Annotated in this window: 17 protein-coding genes; 3 read left to right on the plus strand and 14 right to left on the minus strand. The window is 71.9% G+C overall.

Going from position 1 to position 15630, the window contains the following annotated elements:
* Positions 1-11: 11 nt before the first annotated feature.
* A complete protein-coding gene (gene cofD, locus N8K70_RS09415; protein ID WP_317138092.1) occupies positions 12-1001 on the plus strand; it encodes a 2-phospho-L-lactate transferase in 990 nt (329 codons plus the stop codon).
* Here cofD and N8K70_RS09420 read toward each other — a convergent pair.
* From N8K70_RS09420 to N8K70_RS09450, 7 genes are all read right to left on the minus strand, one after another.
* A complete protein-coding gene (locus tag N8K70_RS09420) occupies positions 985-1680 on the minus strand; it encodes a SatD family protein (protein ID WP_317138093.1) in 696 nt (231 codons plus the stop codon). The two genes, cofD and N8K70_RS09420, sit on opposite strands and share 17 nt — an antisense overlap.
* Positions 1681-1722: 42 nt before the next feature.
* Positions 1723-2655 (minus strand): bifunctional DNA-formamidopyrimidine glycosylase/DNA-(apurinic or apyrimidinic site) lyase, encoded by a 933-nt coding sequence (mutM, locus tag N8K70_RS09425; protein WP_317138094.1) that lies wholly within the window; start codon positions 2653-2655, stop codon positions 1723-1725.
* On the minus strand, positions 2648-3340 hold the full coding sequence (rnc, locus tag N8K70_RS09430) for a ribonuclease III (RefSeq protein ID WP_317138095.1): 693 nt from the start codon (positions 3338-3340) through the stop codon (positions 2648-2650). Before rnc ends, mutM begins: the two co-directional genes overlap by 8 nt.
* Positions 3341-3357: 17 nt before the next feature.
* Positions 3358-3567 (minus strand): 50S ribosomal protein L32, encoded by a 210-nt coding sequence (rpmF, locus tag N8K70_RS09435; protein ID WP_127818873.1) that lies wholly within the window; start codon positions 3565-3567, stop codon positions 3358-3360.
* 2 nt (positions 3568-3569) lie between these two features.
* Complete coding sequence (locus N8K70_RS09440) at positions 3570-4064, minus strand: YceD family protein (RefSeq protein WP_317141207.1); 495 nt, start codon at positions 4062-4064, stop codon at positions 3570-3572.
* 129 nt (positions 4065-4193) lie between these two features.
* Positions 4194-4694 (minus strand): pantetheine-phosphate adenylyltransferase, encoded by a 501-nt coding sequence (gene coaD, locus N8K70_RS09445; protein WP_317138096.1) that lies wholly within the window; start codon positions 4692-4694, stop codon positions 4194-4196.
* Positions 4695-4765: 71 nt separating this feature from the next.
* The gene (locus N8K70_RS09450; RefSeq protein WP_317138097.1) at positions 4766-6934 is read right to left on the minus strand and encodes an ATP-dependent DNA helicase RecG; all 2169 of its coding nucleotides are present in this window, start codon (positions 6932-6934) and stop codon (positions 4766-4768) included.
* 50 nt (positions 6935-6984) lie between these two features.
* Here N8K70_RS09450 and N8K70_RS09455 point away from each other — a divergent pair, with 50 nt between their 5' ends.
* Positions 6985-7554 (plus strand): RsmD family RNA methyltransferase, encoded by a 570-nt coding sequence (locus N8K70_RS09455; protein ID WP_317138098.1) that lies wholly within the window; start codon positions 6985-6987, stop codon positions 7552-7554.
* A gap of 61 nt (positions 7555-7615) precedes the next feature.
* Here N8K70_RS09455 and thiL read toward each other — a convergent pair whose 3' ends face one another.
* Positions 7616-8602, minus strand: coding sequence for a thiamine-phosphate kinase (thiL, locus tag N8K70_RS09460; protein WP_317138099.1), 987 nt, complete (start codon positions 8600-8602; stop codon positions 7616-7618).
* Between the two features lie 49 nt (positions 8603-8651).
* Here thiL and N8K70_RS09465 point away from each other — a divergent pair, with 49 nt between their 5' ends.
* A complete protein-coding gene (locus N8K70_RS09465; protein WP_317138100.1) occupies positions 8652-9167 on the plus strand; it encodes a DUF3515 family protein in 516 nt (171 codons plus the stop codon).
* 9 nt (positions 9168-9176) lie between these two features.
* Here the strand turns inward: N8K70_RS09465 and N8K70_RS09470 are convergent, their stop codons facing one another.
* From N8K70_RS09470 to leuC, 6 genes are all read right to left on the minus strand, one after another.
* Positions 9177-10271, minus strand: a complete 1095-nt coding sequence (locus tag N8K70_RS09470; protein WP_317138101.1) for a D-alanine--D-alanine ligase family protein — start codon at positions 10269-10271, stop codon at positions 9177-9179.
* Positions 10171-11289, minus strand: a complete 1119-nt coding sequence (locus N8K70_RS09475; protein WP_317138102.1) for an NAD(P)H-dependent glycerol-3-phosphate dehydrogenase — start codon at positions 11287-11289, stop codon at positions 10171-10173. The genes N8K70_RS09470 and N8K70_RS09475 overlap by 101 nt, the downstream gene beginning before the upstream one ends.
* Positions 11286-12032: a lysophospholipid acyltransferase family protein gene (locus tag N8K70_RS09480; protein ID WP_317138103.1), complete on the minus strand. Its 747-nt coding sequence runs from the start codon at positions 12030-12032 to the stop codon at positions 11286-11288. Before N8K70_RS09480 ends, N8K70_RS09475 begins: the two co-directional genes overlap by 4 nt.
* Positions 12029-13396, minus strand: a complete 1368-nt coding sequence (gene murA, locus N8K70_RS09485; RefSeq protein ID WP_317138104.1) for a UDP-N-acetylglucosamine 1-carboxyvinyltransferase — start codon at positions 13394-13396, stop codon at positions 12029-12031. The genes N8K70_RS09480 and murA overlap by 4 nt, the downstream gene beginning before the upstream one ends.
* A gap of 67 nt (positions 13397-13463) precedes the next feature.
* Positions 13464-14060 (minus strand): 3-isopropylmalate dehydratase small subunit, encoded by a 597-nt coding sequence (gene leuD, locus N8K70_RS09490; protein WP_317138105.1) that lies wholly within the window; start codon positions 14058-14060, stop codon positions 13464-13466.
* Between the two features lie 10 nt (positions 14061-14070).
* On the minus strand, positions 14071-15540 hold the full coding sequence (gene leuC, locus N8K70_RS09495; RefSeq protein WP_317138106.1) for a 3-isopropylmalate dehydratase large subunit: 1470 nt from the start codon (positions 15538-15540) through the stop codon (positions 14071-14073).
* Between the last annotated feature and the right edge of the window lie 90 nt (positions 15541-15630).

The raw sequence follows: 15630 nt of genomic DNA on the forward strand, positions 1-15630 counted from the left end.
AGCGTGGACGGATGAGATACACCGTGATCGGCGGAGGCGTCGGCTGCGCCCGCTTCGTGAAGGGGCTGCGCGAGCACGTGCGGCGGACGGGCGCGGAGGACCGCATCGACGTCATCGTGAACACCGCGGACGACTGGTGGGTCTCGGGGCTGCGCATCTCCCCCGATCACGACAGCCTGCTCTACGCGCTCGCCGGCGTGAACGACGACGGACGAGGGTGGGGGCGTGCGGACGAGACCGAGCGCGTGTCGTCCGAGCTCGCCGCGTGGGGCGCGGCGCCCGACTGGTTCACGCTGGGCGACCTCGATCTCGGCACGCACATCGCGCGCACCACCTGGCTCAGAGAGGGCGCGACCCCGTCGGAGGTGTTCCGGCGCCTCGGCAGCCGCTGGGACCTCGGCGTCACGCTCCACCCGGCGACCGATGCCGAGATCGACACGCACGTGCAGACCGCGGATGGCGGCAGCATGCACTTCCAGGAGTGGTGGGTGCGCCACCGGGCTCAGGTCGCCGCCGTCAGCTTCGCGCAGCGCGCGATCGCCGATGCCCGCCCGTCGCCGGGCGCCGCGGAGACGATCGCGGCGGCCGATGCCATCCTGCTCGCGCCGTCGAACCCCGTCGTGTCGGTCGGCCCCGTGCTCGCCGTGCCGGGGATGCGCGAGGCGCTCCTCGCCGCCGACGCGCCGATCGTGGGGGTCTCGGGGATCATCTCGGGCGCCGTCGTGCGCGGCATGGCCGACGCATGCCTCGCGGCGATCGGCGTCGCGACCTCGGCGGAGGCCGTGGCGCTGCACTACGGGGCGCGCTCGCGGGGAGGGCTCCTCGACGGATGGCTCGTGGACGAGTCGGATGCCTCGGCGGTCGAGCCGCTCGACGCGGCCGGGATCCGCGCCCGGGCCGTCCCCCTGTGGCTGCGCGACCCCGGCACGTCCGCGCAGCTCGCGGCCGACACGCTCGCGCTCGCCGCGGATCTCCGCGGCGAGGTCAGGGACGGGCGCTGATCACGCGCTCGATCTCGTCGGTGCCGACGCGCGCGCGGGCACTGCGGCCGATCTCCTCGGCGCCGAGCCGCAGTACGCGCACGATGGGCTTGCCGAGGGCCTGCGAGACGGCCGACGGCGAGATCCCCTCGCTCGCCGCGATCTCCTTCTGCGGCAGGCCGCGCCAGAGGTCGAAGGCCGCACGGCGCGCGCGGGGCCCCATGTCGGCGATCGACTGATCCCGCGCGAGGAGATAGGCGTTCACGACCCCCGCCATCCCCCGCTCGTGCGCCGAGGCGTCCTCGTCGACGACGAGCCACGATCTCGCGCCGTGCAGCTTGCCGTCCTCGAGCGCGTGCGCATGCTCGACGGCCGCCCTCGCCGCCCACCACCCGGGGCCGTCCTGGATGCGGTCCGCGAGCTGCGACGCGACGGTGACGACGCCGCCGACGCCGAGCCCGAAGCGGCATCCGACGTTCTCCGGCAGCGCGAGCTGGAGGTACAGGGTCGAGACGAGCGCGTCCTCGATCGTGCGGAACGTCGCCTGGAACTCGTCGCCGACGGTCGGGTACCACGGCAGCACCGCGCGCGGATAGGTGCGATCGACCTCGACGGCCGACGTCTCGATCTCACGCTGGACGTCGTCGCGCGACGTCGAGGCGCGGGAGGACACGATGTCCGCGATCACTGCGACAGGCATGAATGAAGCTTATCACTGTACTCTTACTTCAGTTAAGCAAAATCACTTAACTATGACGGCAGGTAAGCGGATCGCTTTTCGACGCTGGCACGCGGGGCAGAGATGGCTGCTCCGGTTCGTGAACGCCAGACGCACGATCGGCCGGCCGCACCGAGGGCACGGGCTGCCGTGGCGCCCATAGGCGTTGAGGCTGTGGGCGAAGTAGCCCGCCTGGCCGTTGACGTTGACGTACTGCGCATCGAAGCTCGTGCCGCCCTCCGCGAGCGCCTTCCGCAGCACCGTCCGCACCTCTGCCAGCAGGCGCATCGCGCCGCGCCGCGACAGCGCCGATGCGGGGGTCTCCGGATGGATCCTCGCCGCCCAGAGCGCCTCGTCGGCGTAGATGTTGCCGATCCCGCTCACGACGGTCTGATCGAGCAGCACGCGCTTCACGGCCACCGCCTTGCGGGCGAGCGTCTGCCCGAAGGCCGCGTCGACGAACGCCGCGTCGAGGGGATCTCGCGCGATGTGCGCCGCCTGCGAGGCGACCAGCGCCGTGTCGTCGCCCCATCCGCCCGCCGCTCCATCCGCCGTGGCCACGAGGGCGTCCACGGCGAGCGATCCGAACGTGCGCTGGTCGGCGAACACGACGGCGAGCTCGCCGTGGCGCGGATGCTCGACGACGATCCGCACGCGTTCATGGCGCTCTCGCGGCGCCTCGATCCCGCGCAGCAGCAGCTGTCCGCTCATCCCGAGATGACCGACCACCGCCTCCCCCTCGCCCGACCCGCCGTCCAGCGGCAGCCAGAGGAACTTGCCCCTGCGGACGACGGCGCGGAACGTGCGACCGGTCAGACGCGCCTCGAAGTCGTCGGAGGAGCCGCGATGGCGCGTGAGCGCACGCGGATCGAGGACCTCCACCACCGAGACCGTCGCCCCCGCCACCGCCGGAGCGAGTCCCGCGCGGACGACCTCGACCTCGGGGAGCTCAGGCATCCGCCTGCAGCGCGCTCAGCGCCCGCCACGCGGTGAGGGCCGCCGCCATCTCTGCCTGCTTCTTGCTCGTCCCCTCGCCCGTCGACGAATGGTCGCCCACCTGGACGGTCGCCGTGAACCGCCGGTCGTGGTCCGGGCCGCGCGAGGCGACCGAGTAGACGGGCGCCCCCTCGCCGAGACGCGCGGCGAGCTCCTGCAGACTCGTCTTCGGGTCCACCGTGACGCCGTCGTAGCGCTCGGGGTCCGCGAGCAGCGGCTCGATGAGACGCAGCACGAGGGCCGAGGCCTGCTCCGCGCCGACCGACAGATAGGCCGCGCCGAACACCGCCTCCGTCGCGTCGGCGAGGATCGAGTCCTTGTCGCGTCCGCCCGTGCGCTCCTCGCCTCTTCCGAGCAGCAGGTGCTCCCCCAGGCCGATGGCGCGGGCGACCTCCGCGAGCGCGATCGTGGAGACGACGCTCGCACGCCGCTTCGCGAGCGCGCCCTCGTCGAGGTCGGGATACCGCGAGTAGAGCATCGTCGTCACGGCCAGGCCGAGGACGGAGTCCCCGAGGAACTCGAGCCGCTCGTTGTGAGGAAGGCCGCCGTGCTCGTACGCGTACGACCGATGAGTCATGGCCAAACCGAGAAGCTCGGCGTCGATCTCGACGCCGAGCTTCTCGGTGAGTGGCCGCGTGTGCGCCACGAGGTCGTGTCCGACGATCAGACGTCGGCGACCTTGCGGCCCTTGTACTCGAGGAACAGCTCGGTGCCCTGCGAGTCGGTGACGACCTTCGCCTGGTGAGGCCGGCTGTAGACGACCTTGCCGTTCTCCACCGTCTTGACGAGCGTGGGAGCCTCGGCCTTCCACTGCGCGCGACGCGAGCGGGTGTTGGAGCGGGAGACCTTCCGCTTCGGGGGGTTGCCTGCCATGGCTAGCTCTCTTCTGTATCGGGGGCGGCGCCTGCCGCCAATCCATTCTGGTCGGTGAGTCCTCTGAGCGCGGCCCACCGAGGATCGACGGGCACCTGCTGCGGGGTTCCGGCGCTTTCCGTCAGTCGCTCGCCCGTGGCCGGATCGAGGCCGGGGCAATCCGGCTGACACACCGGCTGAAACGGAAGCGACAAGACGACCGCATCCCTGACCAGAGTTTCAAGATCCACGTGGTCGTCTTGAACCTCGAAGTCAGCAGTTTCCTCACCAGGATACTCGAAAAGCTCCTGGAACTCGACTTCGACGGGCTGGGCGATGTCGCGCAGGCAGCGTCCGCACACGCCCTCGTACTCGGTGTCCAGGTCGCCGGACACGAGGATGCCCTCGTGGACGGACTCGAGTCGCACGTCGAGATCGAGCTCCTTGCCCTGCGGGACGGAGACGATGCCCTCGCCCCAACGGTCGGGAGCGGGGATGGTCAGCGTGTGCTCGCGCATCTCGCCGGGCTTGCGGACGATGTCGCGGACGGGCAGCACGAAGGGCCCGGAGTGTCGCGTTCTCACGGGGGTCAATGCTACCCGTGCCGCCGACCGCCCGGGCCGCGCGACGCGGAGGCCGGCGAGGTCTCAGAAGTCCTTCGCGGTCGCGCTGCGCAGGTAGCGTGCCACGGCCGACGGGACATAGGGCGACACGTCGCCGCCCAGCGCCGCGACCTGGCGCACGAGCGAGCTCGACACCACGGAGTGCGCGGGGTCGGCCAGCAGGAACACGGTCTCGACGCCGGCGAGATGGTTGTTCACGACGGCCATGGGCGTCTCGTAGGACACGTCGCCCTGCGAGCGGATGCCCTTGACGAGCACGCCGGCGCCGACCTCCTGCGCATAGTCGACGAGGAGCCCGACGCTCCACGATCCGACGATCACCCTGCCCTCGATGCCCGACTCGGCGACGGACTGCTCGAGGAGCTGCAGGCGCAGGGCGATCGGCAGCATCCCCTCCTTATCGGGATTGTGCACCACGAGCACGTGCAGCTCGTCGTAGAGCGACGCGGCCCTCCTGATGACGTCGAGATGGCCGAGGGTGGGCGGGTCGAAGGAACCCGGGACGACGGCGATCCGGTTGCTCATGCGGTCAGCCTACCGACCGGGGGCGGCCCCTCCCCGCGGTCGGCGCGCCGTCGGCGGACCGACGACGTGCCTCAGCTCTTGCCCAGTGCCGCACGTTCCTCCTGGGTGACGCGGCGCGCGAGGGCGTCCGCGAGGCCCTCGTGCCGCGTGAGGTCCGGATCGTCCGCCAGGATGCGGTCGGCCTCCTCCCGCGCGCGGGCGATGAGATCGGCGTCCTTGACGACGCGCAGCAGGCGCAGCGACGAGCGCGACCCCGATTGCGCGTCGCCGAGCACGTCGCCCTCGCCCCGCAGCTCGAGATCGACCTCGGCGAGCTCGAACCCGTCGAGCGTGCGCGCGACGGCCTCGACGCGCTCGCGGGCGGGCGTGGCCTCGGGAGCCTCCGTGACGAGCAGGCACAGGCCCGGCACGCCGCCGCGCCCGACGCGTCCGCGCAGCTGGTGCAGCTGGGAGACCCCAAACCGGTCGGCGTCGAGGATCACCATCGTCGACGCGTTCGGCACGTCGACGCCGACCTCGATGACCGTCGTGGCGACGAGGACGTCGAGGTCGCCCCGGGCGAAGTCCTGCATGATGCGGTCCTTCTCGTCTCCCGGCATCCGGCCGTGGAGCACGGCGAGCCTCAGACGGCCCACGCGCTCGTGGCGGCCGAGCATCTCGGCGACCTGCACGACGCCCCACCGCGGACCGGACGCCTCCCCGTCCACGGGAGGAGCGACCTCCTCGTCGTCCCGCGCCTCCTTGCCCTTCTTCTCGACGTCGATCGCCGAGCACACGACGAAGACCTGATGGCCCTTCTCGACCTCCTCCGCCGCGCGCTCCCACACCCGGCCGAACCATCCCGGCCTCTCGGCGAGCGGCGTGACGAACGTCTGGATGCCCGCGCGCCCTGTCGGCAGGGTGCGGATCGTCGACACGTCCAGGTCGCCGAACACCGTCATCGCCACGGTGCGGGGGATCGGCGTCGCGGTGAGCACGAGCGCGTGCGGGCTCGTCCCCTTGGCGCGCAACGTCTCGCGCTGCTCCACGCCGAACCGGTGCTGCTCGTCCACGACGACGAGACCGAGGTCGGCGAAGGTCGTCCCCTCGCTCAGCAGCGCATGCGTGCCGACGACGACGAGCGCCTGGCCCGACGCGACGCGCAGCGCCGCCTTGCGGCGCATCGCCGCGGACATCTGGCCCGTGAGGAGCGTCGGCATCACGAGCGGCGCGAGGTCGGGTCCGAGCATCCTCGTGATGGAGCGCAGATGCTGCGCCGCGAGCACCTCGGTCGGCGCGATGAGCGCGGACTGCCCGCCCGACTCCGCCACCTGGAGCATCGCCCGCAGCGCCACGAGCGTCTTCCCCGAGCCCACCTCCCCCTGCACGAGGCGGTTCATCGGCCAGTCGGCGACGAGCTCGGAGGCGATCTTCGCTCCGACCGACTGCTGATCGGGCGTGAGCGCGAACGGCAGTCCCGCGTCGAATCGCGACAGCAGCCCGCCGTCGGACGCGGGGCGCCGGGTCGCCGACAGGGAGCGGACGAGGAGGCGCTGCTGCACGAGCGCGGTCTGCAGCACGAGCGCCTCGTGCATGCGCAGCGTCTTGCGCGCGCCGTAGGCGTGCCCCTCGTTCGCCGGGCGGTGCACGCCCTCGAGCGCGTCCCGCGCCCCCATGAGCGACTCGCGCGCGCGCAGCTCCGCCGGCAACGGCTCCGGCACCTCGCCGAGCTGGTCGAGGCACTGTGCCGCGAGCTTCTCGAACTGCCAGCTCGTGACGGCCGACGTGGCGGGGTAGATGGGGATGAGCCGGTTCGCGAAGTCCTGAGCCCGCTCGAGCGCATCGCCCTCGTCGTCGAACAGCTCGTAGTTCGGATGGGAGAACTGCCGCTCGCCGCGGTACTCCCCGACCTTGCCCGAGAACACCCCGCGCCGGCCCTGCCGGAGCTCGCCCTGCCGCCACTCCTGGTTGAAGAAGGTCAGGGTCATCTCGCCCCGGCCGTCGCCGATGACCACCTCGAGGATGCGCCCGCCCCGGCTGCGCATCGGGCGCGACTGCACGCGCCGCACCTCGGCGACGATCGTCACCGTCTCGCCGAGCGGGAGACCGAGGATCGGCGTCAGTTCGCCGCGGCTGACGTAGCGGCGCGGATAGTGCGACAGGGCGTCGCCCACCGTGCGCATGCCGAACGCGCGCTGGAGGGCCGCCGCGGTCTTCCCCCCCAGCGCCTGTTCGAGCGGGGAGTCCAGGGTCAGCGGCATGACCACGAGTCTAGGAGGGAGCCCCGACGTGCGGCCGCTATCGTGGCGGGGTGACGAGGATCATCGCGGGACGGGCGGGCGGCGTCCGCCTGGAGGTGCCGCGGTCGGGCACGCGGCCGACCAGCGATCGGGTGCGCGAGTCGCTGTTCGCCTCCCTCGAGGGGACGGGCCTGATCGAGGGCGCCCAGGTCGTCGACCTCTACGCGGGATCCGGAGCGCTCGGGCTCGAGTGCGCGAGCCGCGGCGCCGCCGTGGTCGACCTCGTCGAGCGCGCACCGACGGCTGCCGCCCTCGCGCGACGCAACGCCGACGGCGTGCGCCGCGCGATCGGCACGGGGTCGGCGACGATCCGCGTCCATCCCGTCGCCGTGCGCTCGTTCCTCCGCGGCACGGCGCCCGGCGTCGACATCGCGTTCCTCGACCCGCCCTACGAGCTCGCCGACGACGCCCTCGCGGAGGATCTCGCCCTGCTCGCCCCCCTCATGACCGAGGGCTCCCTCGTCATCGTGGAGCGCTCCTCCCGGTCGCCGTCGCCGGACTGGGCCGCCGCCGGCCTCGCGCCGTGGCGCGACCGCGTCTACGGCGACACGGCCCTGTGGTGGGGCGAGCCGGTCGCCTGACGCCGGCAGGAGCGAAAGCGGCCAGAGGAGGCGTCCCGCCGAGGCGCGGGCGTCCTCCTCCTCAGCCGCCCGAGGCATCCCAATCGCGATAGGGGTCCCAGCCCCCGGGCCCGCCGTACGGGCGTCCGCCCACGAGCACGGGGGCGTCCCCGCGCTCCACCGCCCGTCCGATCACGCGGAACCCCGACGGAAGGGGCTCCTTCCGGAACGTCGCGAGGAGAGCGTGGTCCTCTCCTCCCTCCAGCGCCGACGCCGGGTCATCGCCGAGGGCGAGCGGATCGATGTCGATCGACACGGCGGACGCGTCGGCCATCCGCCGGGCGTCGAGCGCCAGCCCGTCCGAGACGTCCATCATGGCCGTCGCCCCCGCCAGCGCGGCGAACGGCCCGAGCCCGATCGGGGGCACGGGCCGCAGCTGGGCCTCGAGCGCGCCGACGTCGCCCGGGCGGAGCCGTGCGGGGTCGACGGGCACGGGGACGCCGTCCGGATCGCGGAAGCGGTCGAACAGTACCGCAAGTCCCGACGCGGCCCGGCCGAGCTCTCCCGCGATCGCGACGACGTCTCCGGCACGCGCGCCGGACCGCGTGACGGGCGCGCGGCCGTCCAGGTCGCCGAGCGCGGTCACCGCGATCGTGAGCGTGTCGCTCGCCGTGAGGTCGCCCCCGACGACCGCGCAGCCCGGTGCGAGGGCGTCGCAGGCGTCACGGAGGCCGTCCGCGAGGGCTTCGACGAAGGAGACGCGCGTGTCGTTCGGCATCGCGAGCGCGACGAGCAGCGCCGTCGGCCGGGCGCCCATCGCCGCGACGTCGGCGAGGTTCACGGCGGCGGACTTCCAGCCGAGGTCGTAGCCGCTCGACCAGGCGAGGCGGAAGTCCGGCCCGTGGACGAGGGTGTCGGTCGTCGCGACGACCGCCCCGGACGACACGGCGACGACGGCGGCGTCGTCGCCGGGTCCGAGCAGGCCCGCCGACGCGCGGCCGGTGCGCTCCAGGATGCGCCGGAGGATCTCGCCCTCGCTCAGCTCGCCGACGGTGGGGTCCTCATGCATCCGTCCAGCGTAGGCGAACGTCCAGCGGCGTCGAACGTAGGCTGGTGGAGTGTTCCGCCGCCTCCTCGCCGCCGCCGGCCTCGCGTCCGTCCTCGTCCTGACGGGCTGCGCGACGACGGTGCATCTCGAGCCCGCCGACAATGCGAACGATCCCCTCTGCGCGGAGGTCTCCGTGCGGCTGCCCGACTCGGTCGCGGGCCTCGACCGACGCTGGACCGACGCGCAGGCGACGGGCGCGTGGGGCGACCCGACGACGGTCATCCTGTCGTGCGGATTCGAGGCGCCGGCTCCGACGACGCAGCAGTGCGTGTCGATCGACGGCGTCGACTGGATCGTCGACGAGACCGACTACCCCGACCTACGCATGACGACGTACGGGCGCGAGCCCGCCGTGCAGGTGTACGTCGTCACCACGGACGTCACGGCGGACGCCGCGCTCTCCGCGCTGGCGGGGGCCGTCACGCAGCTGCCGAAGACGGCCGAGTGCACCGACCCCGATACCGCCGCGCCGGAGGACGAGGACGCCCCCACGACGGGCGGGCAGTCGGACGACGACTCCGAGTGACGGGCCGGCTCAGGCGGCCCGCGCCATCCCGAGCTCGATGAGCTCGGTGATGAGCTCCGAGTAGGTCAGCCCGGACGCGATCCAGCATTTGGGGAACATCGAGATCGGCGTGAAGCCCGGCATCGTGTTCAGCTCGTTGACGACGATCTCGCCGTCGTCGGTGAGGAACACGTCCACGCGTGCGAGGCCGCGTCCGTCCACCGCCTCGAACGCGCGCACCCCGACACGGCGGATGGCCTCCGTCTCCTCGTCGGTGAGGTCGGCGGGACAGACGACGTCGACGCCGTCGCCGCCGAGGTACTTGCCCTCGAAGTCGTAGAAGTCGCGCGTCGTCAGCACGATCTCGCCGGGAAGCGACGCCCTCGCCTCTCCCCCGTCGCGACCCTCGAGCATCGCGACCTCGATCTCGCGACCCGCGATGCCCTTCTCCACGAGCACCTTGTCGTCCTCGGCGAAGGCGATGCGCATCGCCTCGTCGAGCTCGGAGACGTCGTGGGCCTTCGACACGCCGACGCTCGAGCCCGCGCGGGCCGGCTTCACGAACAGCGGGTAGCCGAGCCCCTCCGCCTCGCCGCGCACGTCCTCCGCCGCACGGTCCCAGCGAGCCCGGCGGACGGTCAGGGCCGGCGCGACGGGCACCCCGGCCGCCTCCAGCGCGATCTTCATGAAGTGCTTGTCCATGCACAGGGCGGAGTCGAGCACCCCGCCGCCGGCGTAGGGCAGCTCGAGGATGTCGAGGAAGCCCTGGATGGTGCCGTCCTCGCCGTGGAGGCCGTGGAGGATGGGGAGCACGGCGTCCACCGCTCCCAGAGCCTCCTCCGCGCCGTCCTCCCTGCGCACGCGCAGCAGGCGGTCACCACCGCCCGCCGGCCAGATGACGCGGGTCCCGTTGTCGACGACCTCGGGCAGCCGCTCGGCGTCGAGGCGGAACCTCCCCGGATCGTCCTCCTCGAGGACGAAGACGCCGTCGCGGGTGATCCCGATCGGGATCACCCGGAAGCGGTCACGGTCGATCGCGCCCAGCACCCCGCCTGCCGTCGCGGCCGAGATGGAGTGCTCGCTGGAGCGCCCGCCGAAGAGCACCGCCACTGTCGCCGTCGTCATTCGTCGTCCTCTCGCCCCGGGGGGTGTCGTCGTCCGTGGTCAGATGCGGCGCGATGTCGCGCGGATCGAGCGTGCCGTCGAGCACCATCCTCACCTGCTCGACGATGGGCATCTCGACGTCCTTCGCCCGCGCGAGCTTGAGGATGGGGGCGACGGACCCGAGCCCCTCGGCCGTCTGCTCCATCTGCGTCACGACGTCCTGCAGCGTGTAGCCCTGGCCGAGCAGGCGTCCCGCCGTGTTGTTGCGGCTGAGCGGCGACTGGCACGTCGCGATGAGGTCGCCGAGCCCCGCCAGACCCTGCATCGTCTCGGCCTTCGCGCCGTAGGCGACGGCGAAGTCCGTCATCTCGACGAGGCCGCGCGTGATGATCGACGCCTTCGTGTTCTCGCCGTAGCCCACGCCGTCGACGATCCCGATCGCGACCGCGATGAGGTTCTTCAGCACGCCCCCGAACTCGGTGCCGATGACGTCGGTGTTCACGAAGCTGCGGAAGTAGGGGTTGCGCGCGGTCCGGGCGATGCGCTCGGCCGTCTCCTGGCTCGACGAGGAGATGACGGCGGCCGTGGGCTGCTCGCGGGCGATCTCGAGGGCGAGGTTCGGTCCGCTGGCGACGGCGATGCGGGCGGGGTCGCAGTCGAGCGCCTGCTCGACGACCTGGCTCATGCGCAGTCCCGTCCGCTTCTCGACGCCCTTCATGAGGCTCACGACGGGCACGTCGGAGTCCCCGATGATCGGCCGCAGCTGCGCGAGCGTGTCGCGTGCCGAGGTGCTCGGCACCGACAGGTACACCTGCGTGGCGCCCTCCACGGCCTTGCGCAGCACGTGCGTGGCGCGGATGCCGCGCGGCAGGTTGACGCCCGAGAGGTACTGGGAGTTCCGCTTCCCCTCGTCGATCTCGTGCGCCAGCTCCGGACGACGGGCCCACATGGTCACGTGGGCGCCGCCGTCGGCGAGGATCTTGCCGAAGGTCGTGCCCCAGCTGCCGGCGCCCACGACGACGACGCGCTCGGACGTCACAGCTTCCCCGTCTCCGGCTGGCCGCTCCTCGACGGGTCCCAGCGCTCCGGCGGCGCCTTCTCTCCGCGCAGATCCTCGAGGAGGGCGGTGATCGCGTCCATCAGCCGGCCGGTGCCCGCCGTGATCGCGGCCTGGTCGTTCGGATGCCCTCGCAGGTCGGAGAGGTCGACGGGGTCGCCGACGGCCACCGTGATCGGCTTGCGCAGCGGGAGGACCGAGAACCTGCCGTAACGGGGCATGACGGCCTGCGCGCCCCAGTGCGCGACCGGGATGAGCGGGATGTCGCCGGCGATCGCGAGACGCACGGCGCCCGACTTGCCGCGCATGGGCCACAGATCCGGATCGCGTGTGAGAGTCCCCTCGGGGTACACGATGACGCCGCGCTCGTTCGCCACGAGCTCCCTGCCCTGCGCGAGCGCCTGCGCCGCCGCTCCGCGCGAGCGCGCGACGGGGACCATCCCGGCCCTGCGCAGGATCCAGCCCAGGACGGGAACGCGGAAGAGGCTCTCCTTGGCCAGGAAGCGCGGCACCCTGCCCATGCGCCACGTCGCCACGGCGACGAGCACGGGATCGATCTCGCTGTGGTGGTTCGGGGAGAGCACGAACGCCCCCGTCCGGGGCAGCTTCTCGGCGCCGCGCACCTCGATCCTCGTGAGCACGCCGACGACGGGCAGCACGATCGCGGCCAGCGGCCAGAAGATGCTCGGCCGGGATCTCTCCGGGGAGGAGGGACCCACCGTCATCCCACGACGTCGAAGTCGGCGCCGAGAGCGGTGAGCTTCTCGAAGAACCGCTCGTAGCCGCGTCGGATGATGCCGACGCCCGACACGCGCGACGTGCCCTCGGCCGTCAGCGCCGCGATCACGTGGCTGTAGCCGCCGCGCAGATCTGGCACGACGATGTCGGCGCCGTGCAGCGGGGTCGGGCCGGTGATCACGGCGGCCTGCTCGAGCGCGCGCCGCGGGACGCGACGGTACGCGCCGTCGAGGCCGCGGGGGTGGACGACGATGTTCGCGCCCATCTGGTTGAGCGCGTCGGTGAAGCCGAAGCGGTTCTCGTACACGGTCTCGTGCACGACCGACGTGCCGTGCGCCTGCGTGAGGGCGACGATGAGCGGCTGCTGCCAGTCGGTCATGAACCCGGGATGCACGTCTGTCTCGACGGTCACGGGCTTCAGCGGCGCGGTCCCGCGGTGGAAGCGGATGCCGTCGTCCGTGATGTCGAAGTCGCCTCCGACCTTGCGGAAGACGTTGAGGAACGTGAGCATCTCGTACTGGCGCGCGCCCTTGACGAAGATGTCGCCGTCCGTCGCGAGAGCCGCCGACGCCCAGGAGGCCGCCTCGTTCCGGTCGAACAGCGAACGGTGGTCGTACCCCCGCAGCTCCTTGACGCCCTCGATGAAGATGACGCGGTTCGGCTCGTAGGAGATGATGGCGCCCATCTTCTGCAGCACGCCGATGAGGTCCATGATCTCGGGCTCGATCGCCGCGTTGCGCAGCTCGGTGACGCCGTCGGCGCGCACGGCCGTGAGCAGGACCTGCTCGGTCGCCCCCACGCTCGGGTACGGCAGCTCGATGTCGGCGCCGTGGAGGCCCTTCGGGGCCGACAGCCGGATGCCGCTGGGCTGCTTGTCCACGATCGCGCCGAAGGATCGCAGCGCGTCGAGGTGGAAGTCGATCGGGCGGTCGCCGATGCGGCATCCGCCGAGGTCGGGGATGAACGCCTGGCCGAGGAGGTGCAGCAGCGGGCCGCAGAAGAGGATCGGGATGCGGGAGGACCCGGCGTGCGCGTCGATCTCCTCGAAGTTCGCGGACTTCGCCGCGCTCGGGTCGAGGACGAGGGATCCGGCCTCCTCGCCCTCGGTGACGGTCACGCCGTGCACCTCGAGCAGCGAGCGGACGACCTCGACGTCGCGGATGTCCGGCACGTCGCGCAGCGTGCTCGGCGTCTCGCCGAGGAGGGACGCGACCATCGCCTTGGTCGCCAGGTTCTTCGCGCCTCGCACGTCGACCTGCCCGCGCAGCGGACGCCCGCCGCGGATCTCGATCACTTCGCCGGCCCGCGACGCCGAGGCGCCTGCGACCGTCGTGTCGCCCAGGAGAGTCATGTGCTTGTGGCCTCACTACCGTTCAGGCGGGTTCTCCGCCGGCTTTTCGGGGCCGCGAGCCCCGGGCTCACGGTACGGGGATCGTCCGTGGCCGCCACGCCTCGCGGCGGGCCTCGAACTCCGCGATCTTCTCTTCGCTGCGGAGGGTGAGGCCGATGTCGTCGAGCCCCTCGAGGAGCCGCCACCTAGTGTAATCGTCGATCTCGAACGGGGCGGTGAAGTCGCCGAGTACGGCGGTTCGCTCCGCGAGGTCCACGGTCATCTCGACCCCGGGCTGCGCCTCGATGGCGGCCCAGAACCGCTCCAGGTCGGCCTCCGAGATGATGCCTGTGAGAAGGCCCTGCTTGCCGGAGTTGCCGCGGAAGATGTCCGCGAACCGCGGGCTCAGGACCACTTTGAAGCCGTAGTCGCGCAGAGCCCACACCGCATGCTCCCGGCTCGAGCCCGTCCCGAAGTCGGCGCCCGCGACGAGGACCGACGCGGCCCGGTACGGGTCCTGGTTCAGGACGAACCCGGGATCCTGGCGCCATCCGTGGAACAGGGCGTCCTCGAACCCGGTCTTCGTGACCCGCTTGAGGAACACGGCGGGGATGATCTGATCGGTGTCGACGTTCGACCGCTTGAGGGGAGCGGCGACGCCCGTGTGGGTGATGAACTTCTCCATGAGCGGCTCCTTACGCCTCGGCGCCCGACAGCGCGGGCTCGTCTGCGGGCTCCAGGTCGGACGGGCTCGACAGGGTGCCGCGGATGGCGGTGGCCGCGGCGACGAGCGGCGAGACGAGGTGCGTGCGCCCTCCCTTGCCCTGACGGCCCTCGAAGTTCCGGTTGGACGTCGACGCGCACCGCTCCCCCGGCGCCAGCTGATCGGGGTTCATCCCCAGGCACATCGAGCAGCCGGCGAACCGCCACTCCGCCCCGAAATCCGTCACGATCCTGTCGATGCCCTCGGCCTCCGCCTGCAGGCGCACCCGAGCCGATCCGGGGACGACCATGACGCGCACGCCCTCCGCCTTCGTGCGGCCCTCGATGATCGAGGCGAAAGCGCGGAGGTCCTCGATGCGGCTGTTCGTGCAGGAGCCCATGAAGACCGCGTCGACGTGCACGTCCTTCAGACGGGTGCCGGGCGCGAGGTCCATGTACGCGAGCGCGCGCTCCGCCGCGGCACGCTCGTTCGGGTCCTCGAAGACGTCGGGAACGGGCACCGTGTCGCTCAACGACACGCCCTGACCCGGGTTCGTGCCCCATGTGACGAACGGCTCCAGCTCGTTCGCGTCGAGGAAGACCTCCGCGTCGAAGGCGGCGCCCTCGTCCGTCGGCAGCGTGCGCCAGTAGGCGACCGCGTCCTCCCAGTCCCGCCCCTTCGGCGCGTGGGGACGACCCTCCAGGTACGCGAACGTGGTCTCGTCGGGCGCGACCATCCCGGCGCGCGCGCCCGCCTCGATCGACATGTTGCAGATCGTCATGCGCCCCTCCATGGAGAGCGATCGGATGGCGCTGCCGCGGTACTCCAGGACGTATCCCTGTCCGCCGCCCGTGCCGATCTTCGCGATGACCGCCAGGATGATGTCCTTCGCCGTGACGCCGGGCCTCAGCTCGCCCTCGACCGTGATGGCCATGGTCTTGAACGGCTTCAGCGGCAGCGTCTGCGTGGCCATGACGTGCTCGACCTCGCTCGTGCCGATGCCGAACGCCATCGCCCCGAACGCGCCGTGCGTGGACGTGTGGCTGTCACCGCAGACGACCGTGACGCCCGGCATCGTCAGACCCAGCTGCGGCCCGACGACGTGCACGATGCCCTGCTCGGCGTCCCCGAGCGAGTGCAGGCGCACGCCGAACTCCGCGGCGTTGCGCCGCAGCGTCTCGATCTGCGTGCGACTCGTCAGATCCGCGATCGGCTTGTCGATCGCGAGCGTCGGGGTGTTGTGGTCCTCCGTCGCGATCGTCAGATCCACGCGACGCAACGGACGCCCCTCGGCACGCAGTCCGTCGAACGCCTGCGGACTCGTCACCTCGTGCACCAGGTGCAGATCGATGTAGATGAGGTCGGGCTGCCCGTCCTCGCCCTTCACGACCAGATGATCGTCCCAGACCTTCTCGGCCAGGGTCCGGGGGCGGTCCGGGATCCGGACGTCGTTCGTGCTCATTGCGGTTCCTGCTCCTCATGCTCGTCGGTGTCGGCCTACGACGAACTCCGCGACGGGAGAGGCCTAGAGGATGACCCCGTCGCGGCGGAT

The sequence above is a fragment of the Microbacterium sp. AB genome (genome assembly GCF_032878875.1).
GTDB classification, from domain to species: Bacteria; Actinomycetota; Actinomycetes; order Actinomycetales; family Microbacteriaceae; genus Microbacterium; species Microbacterium betulae.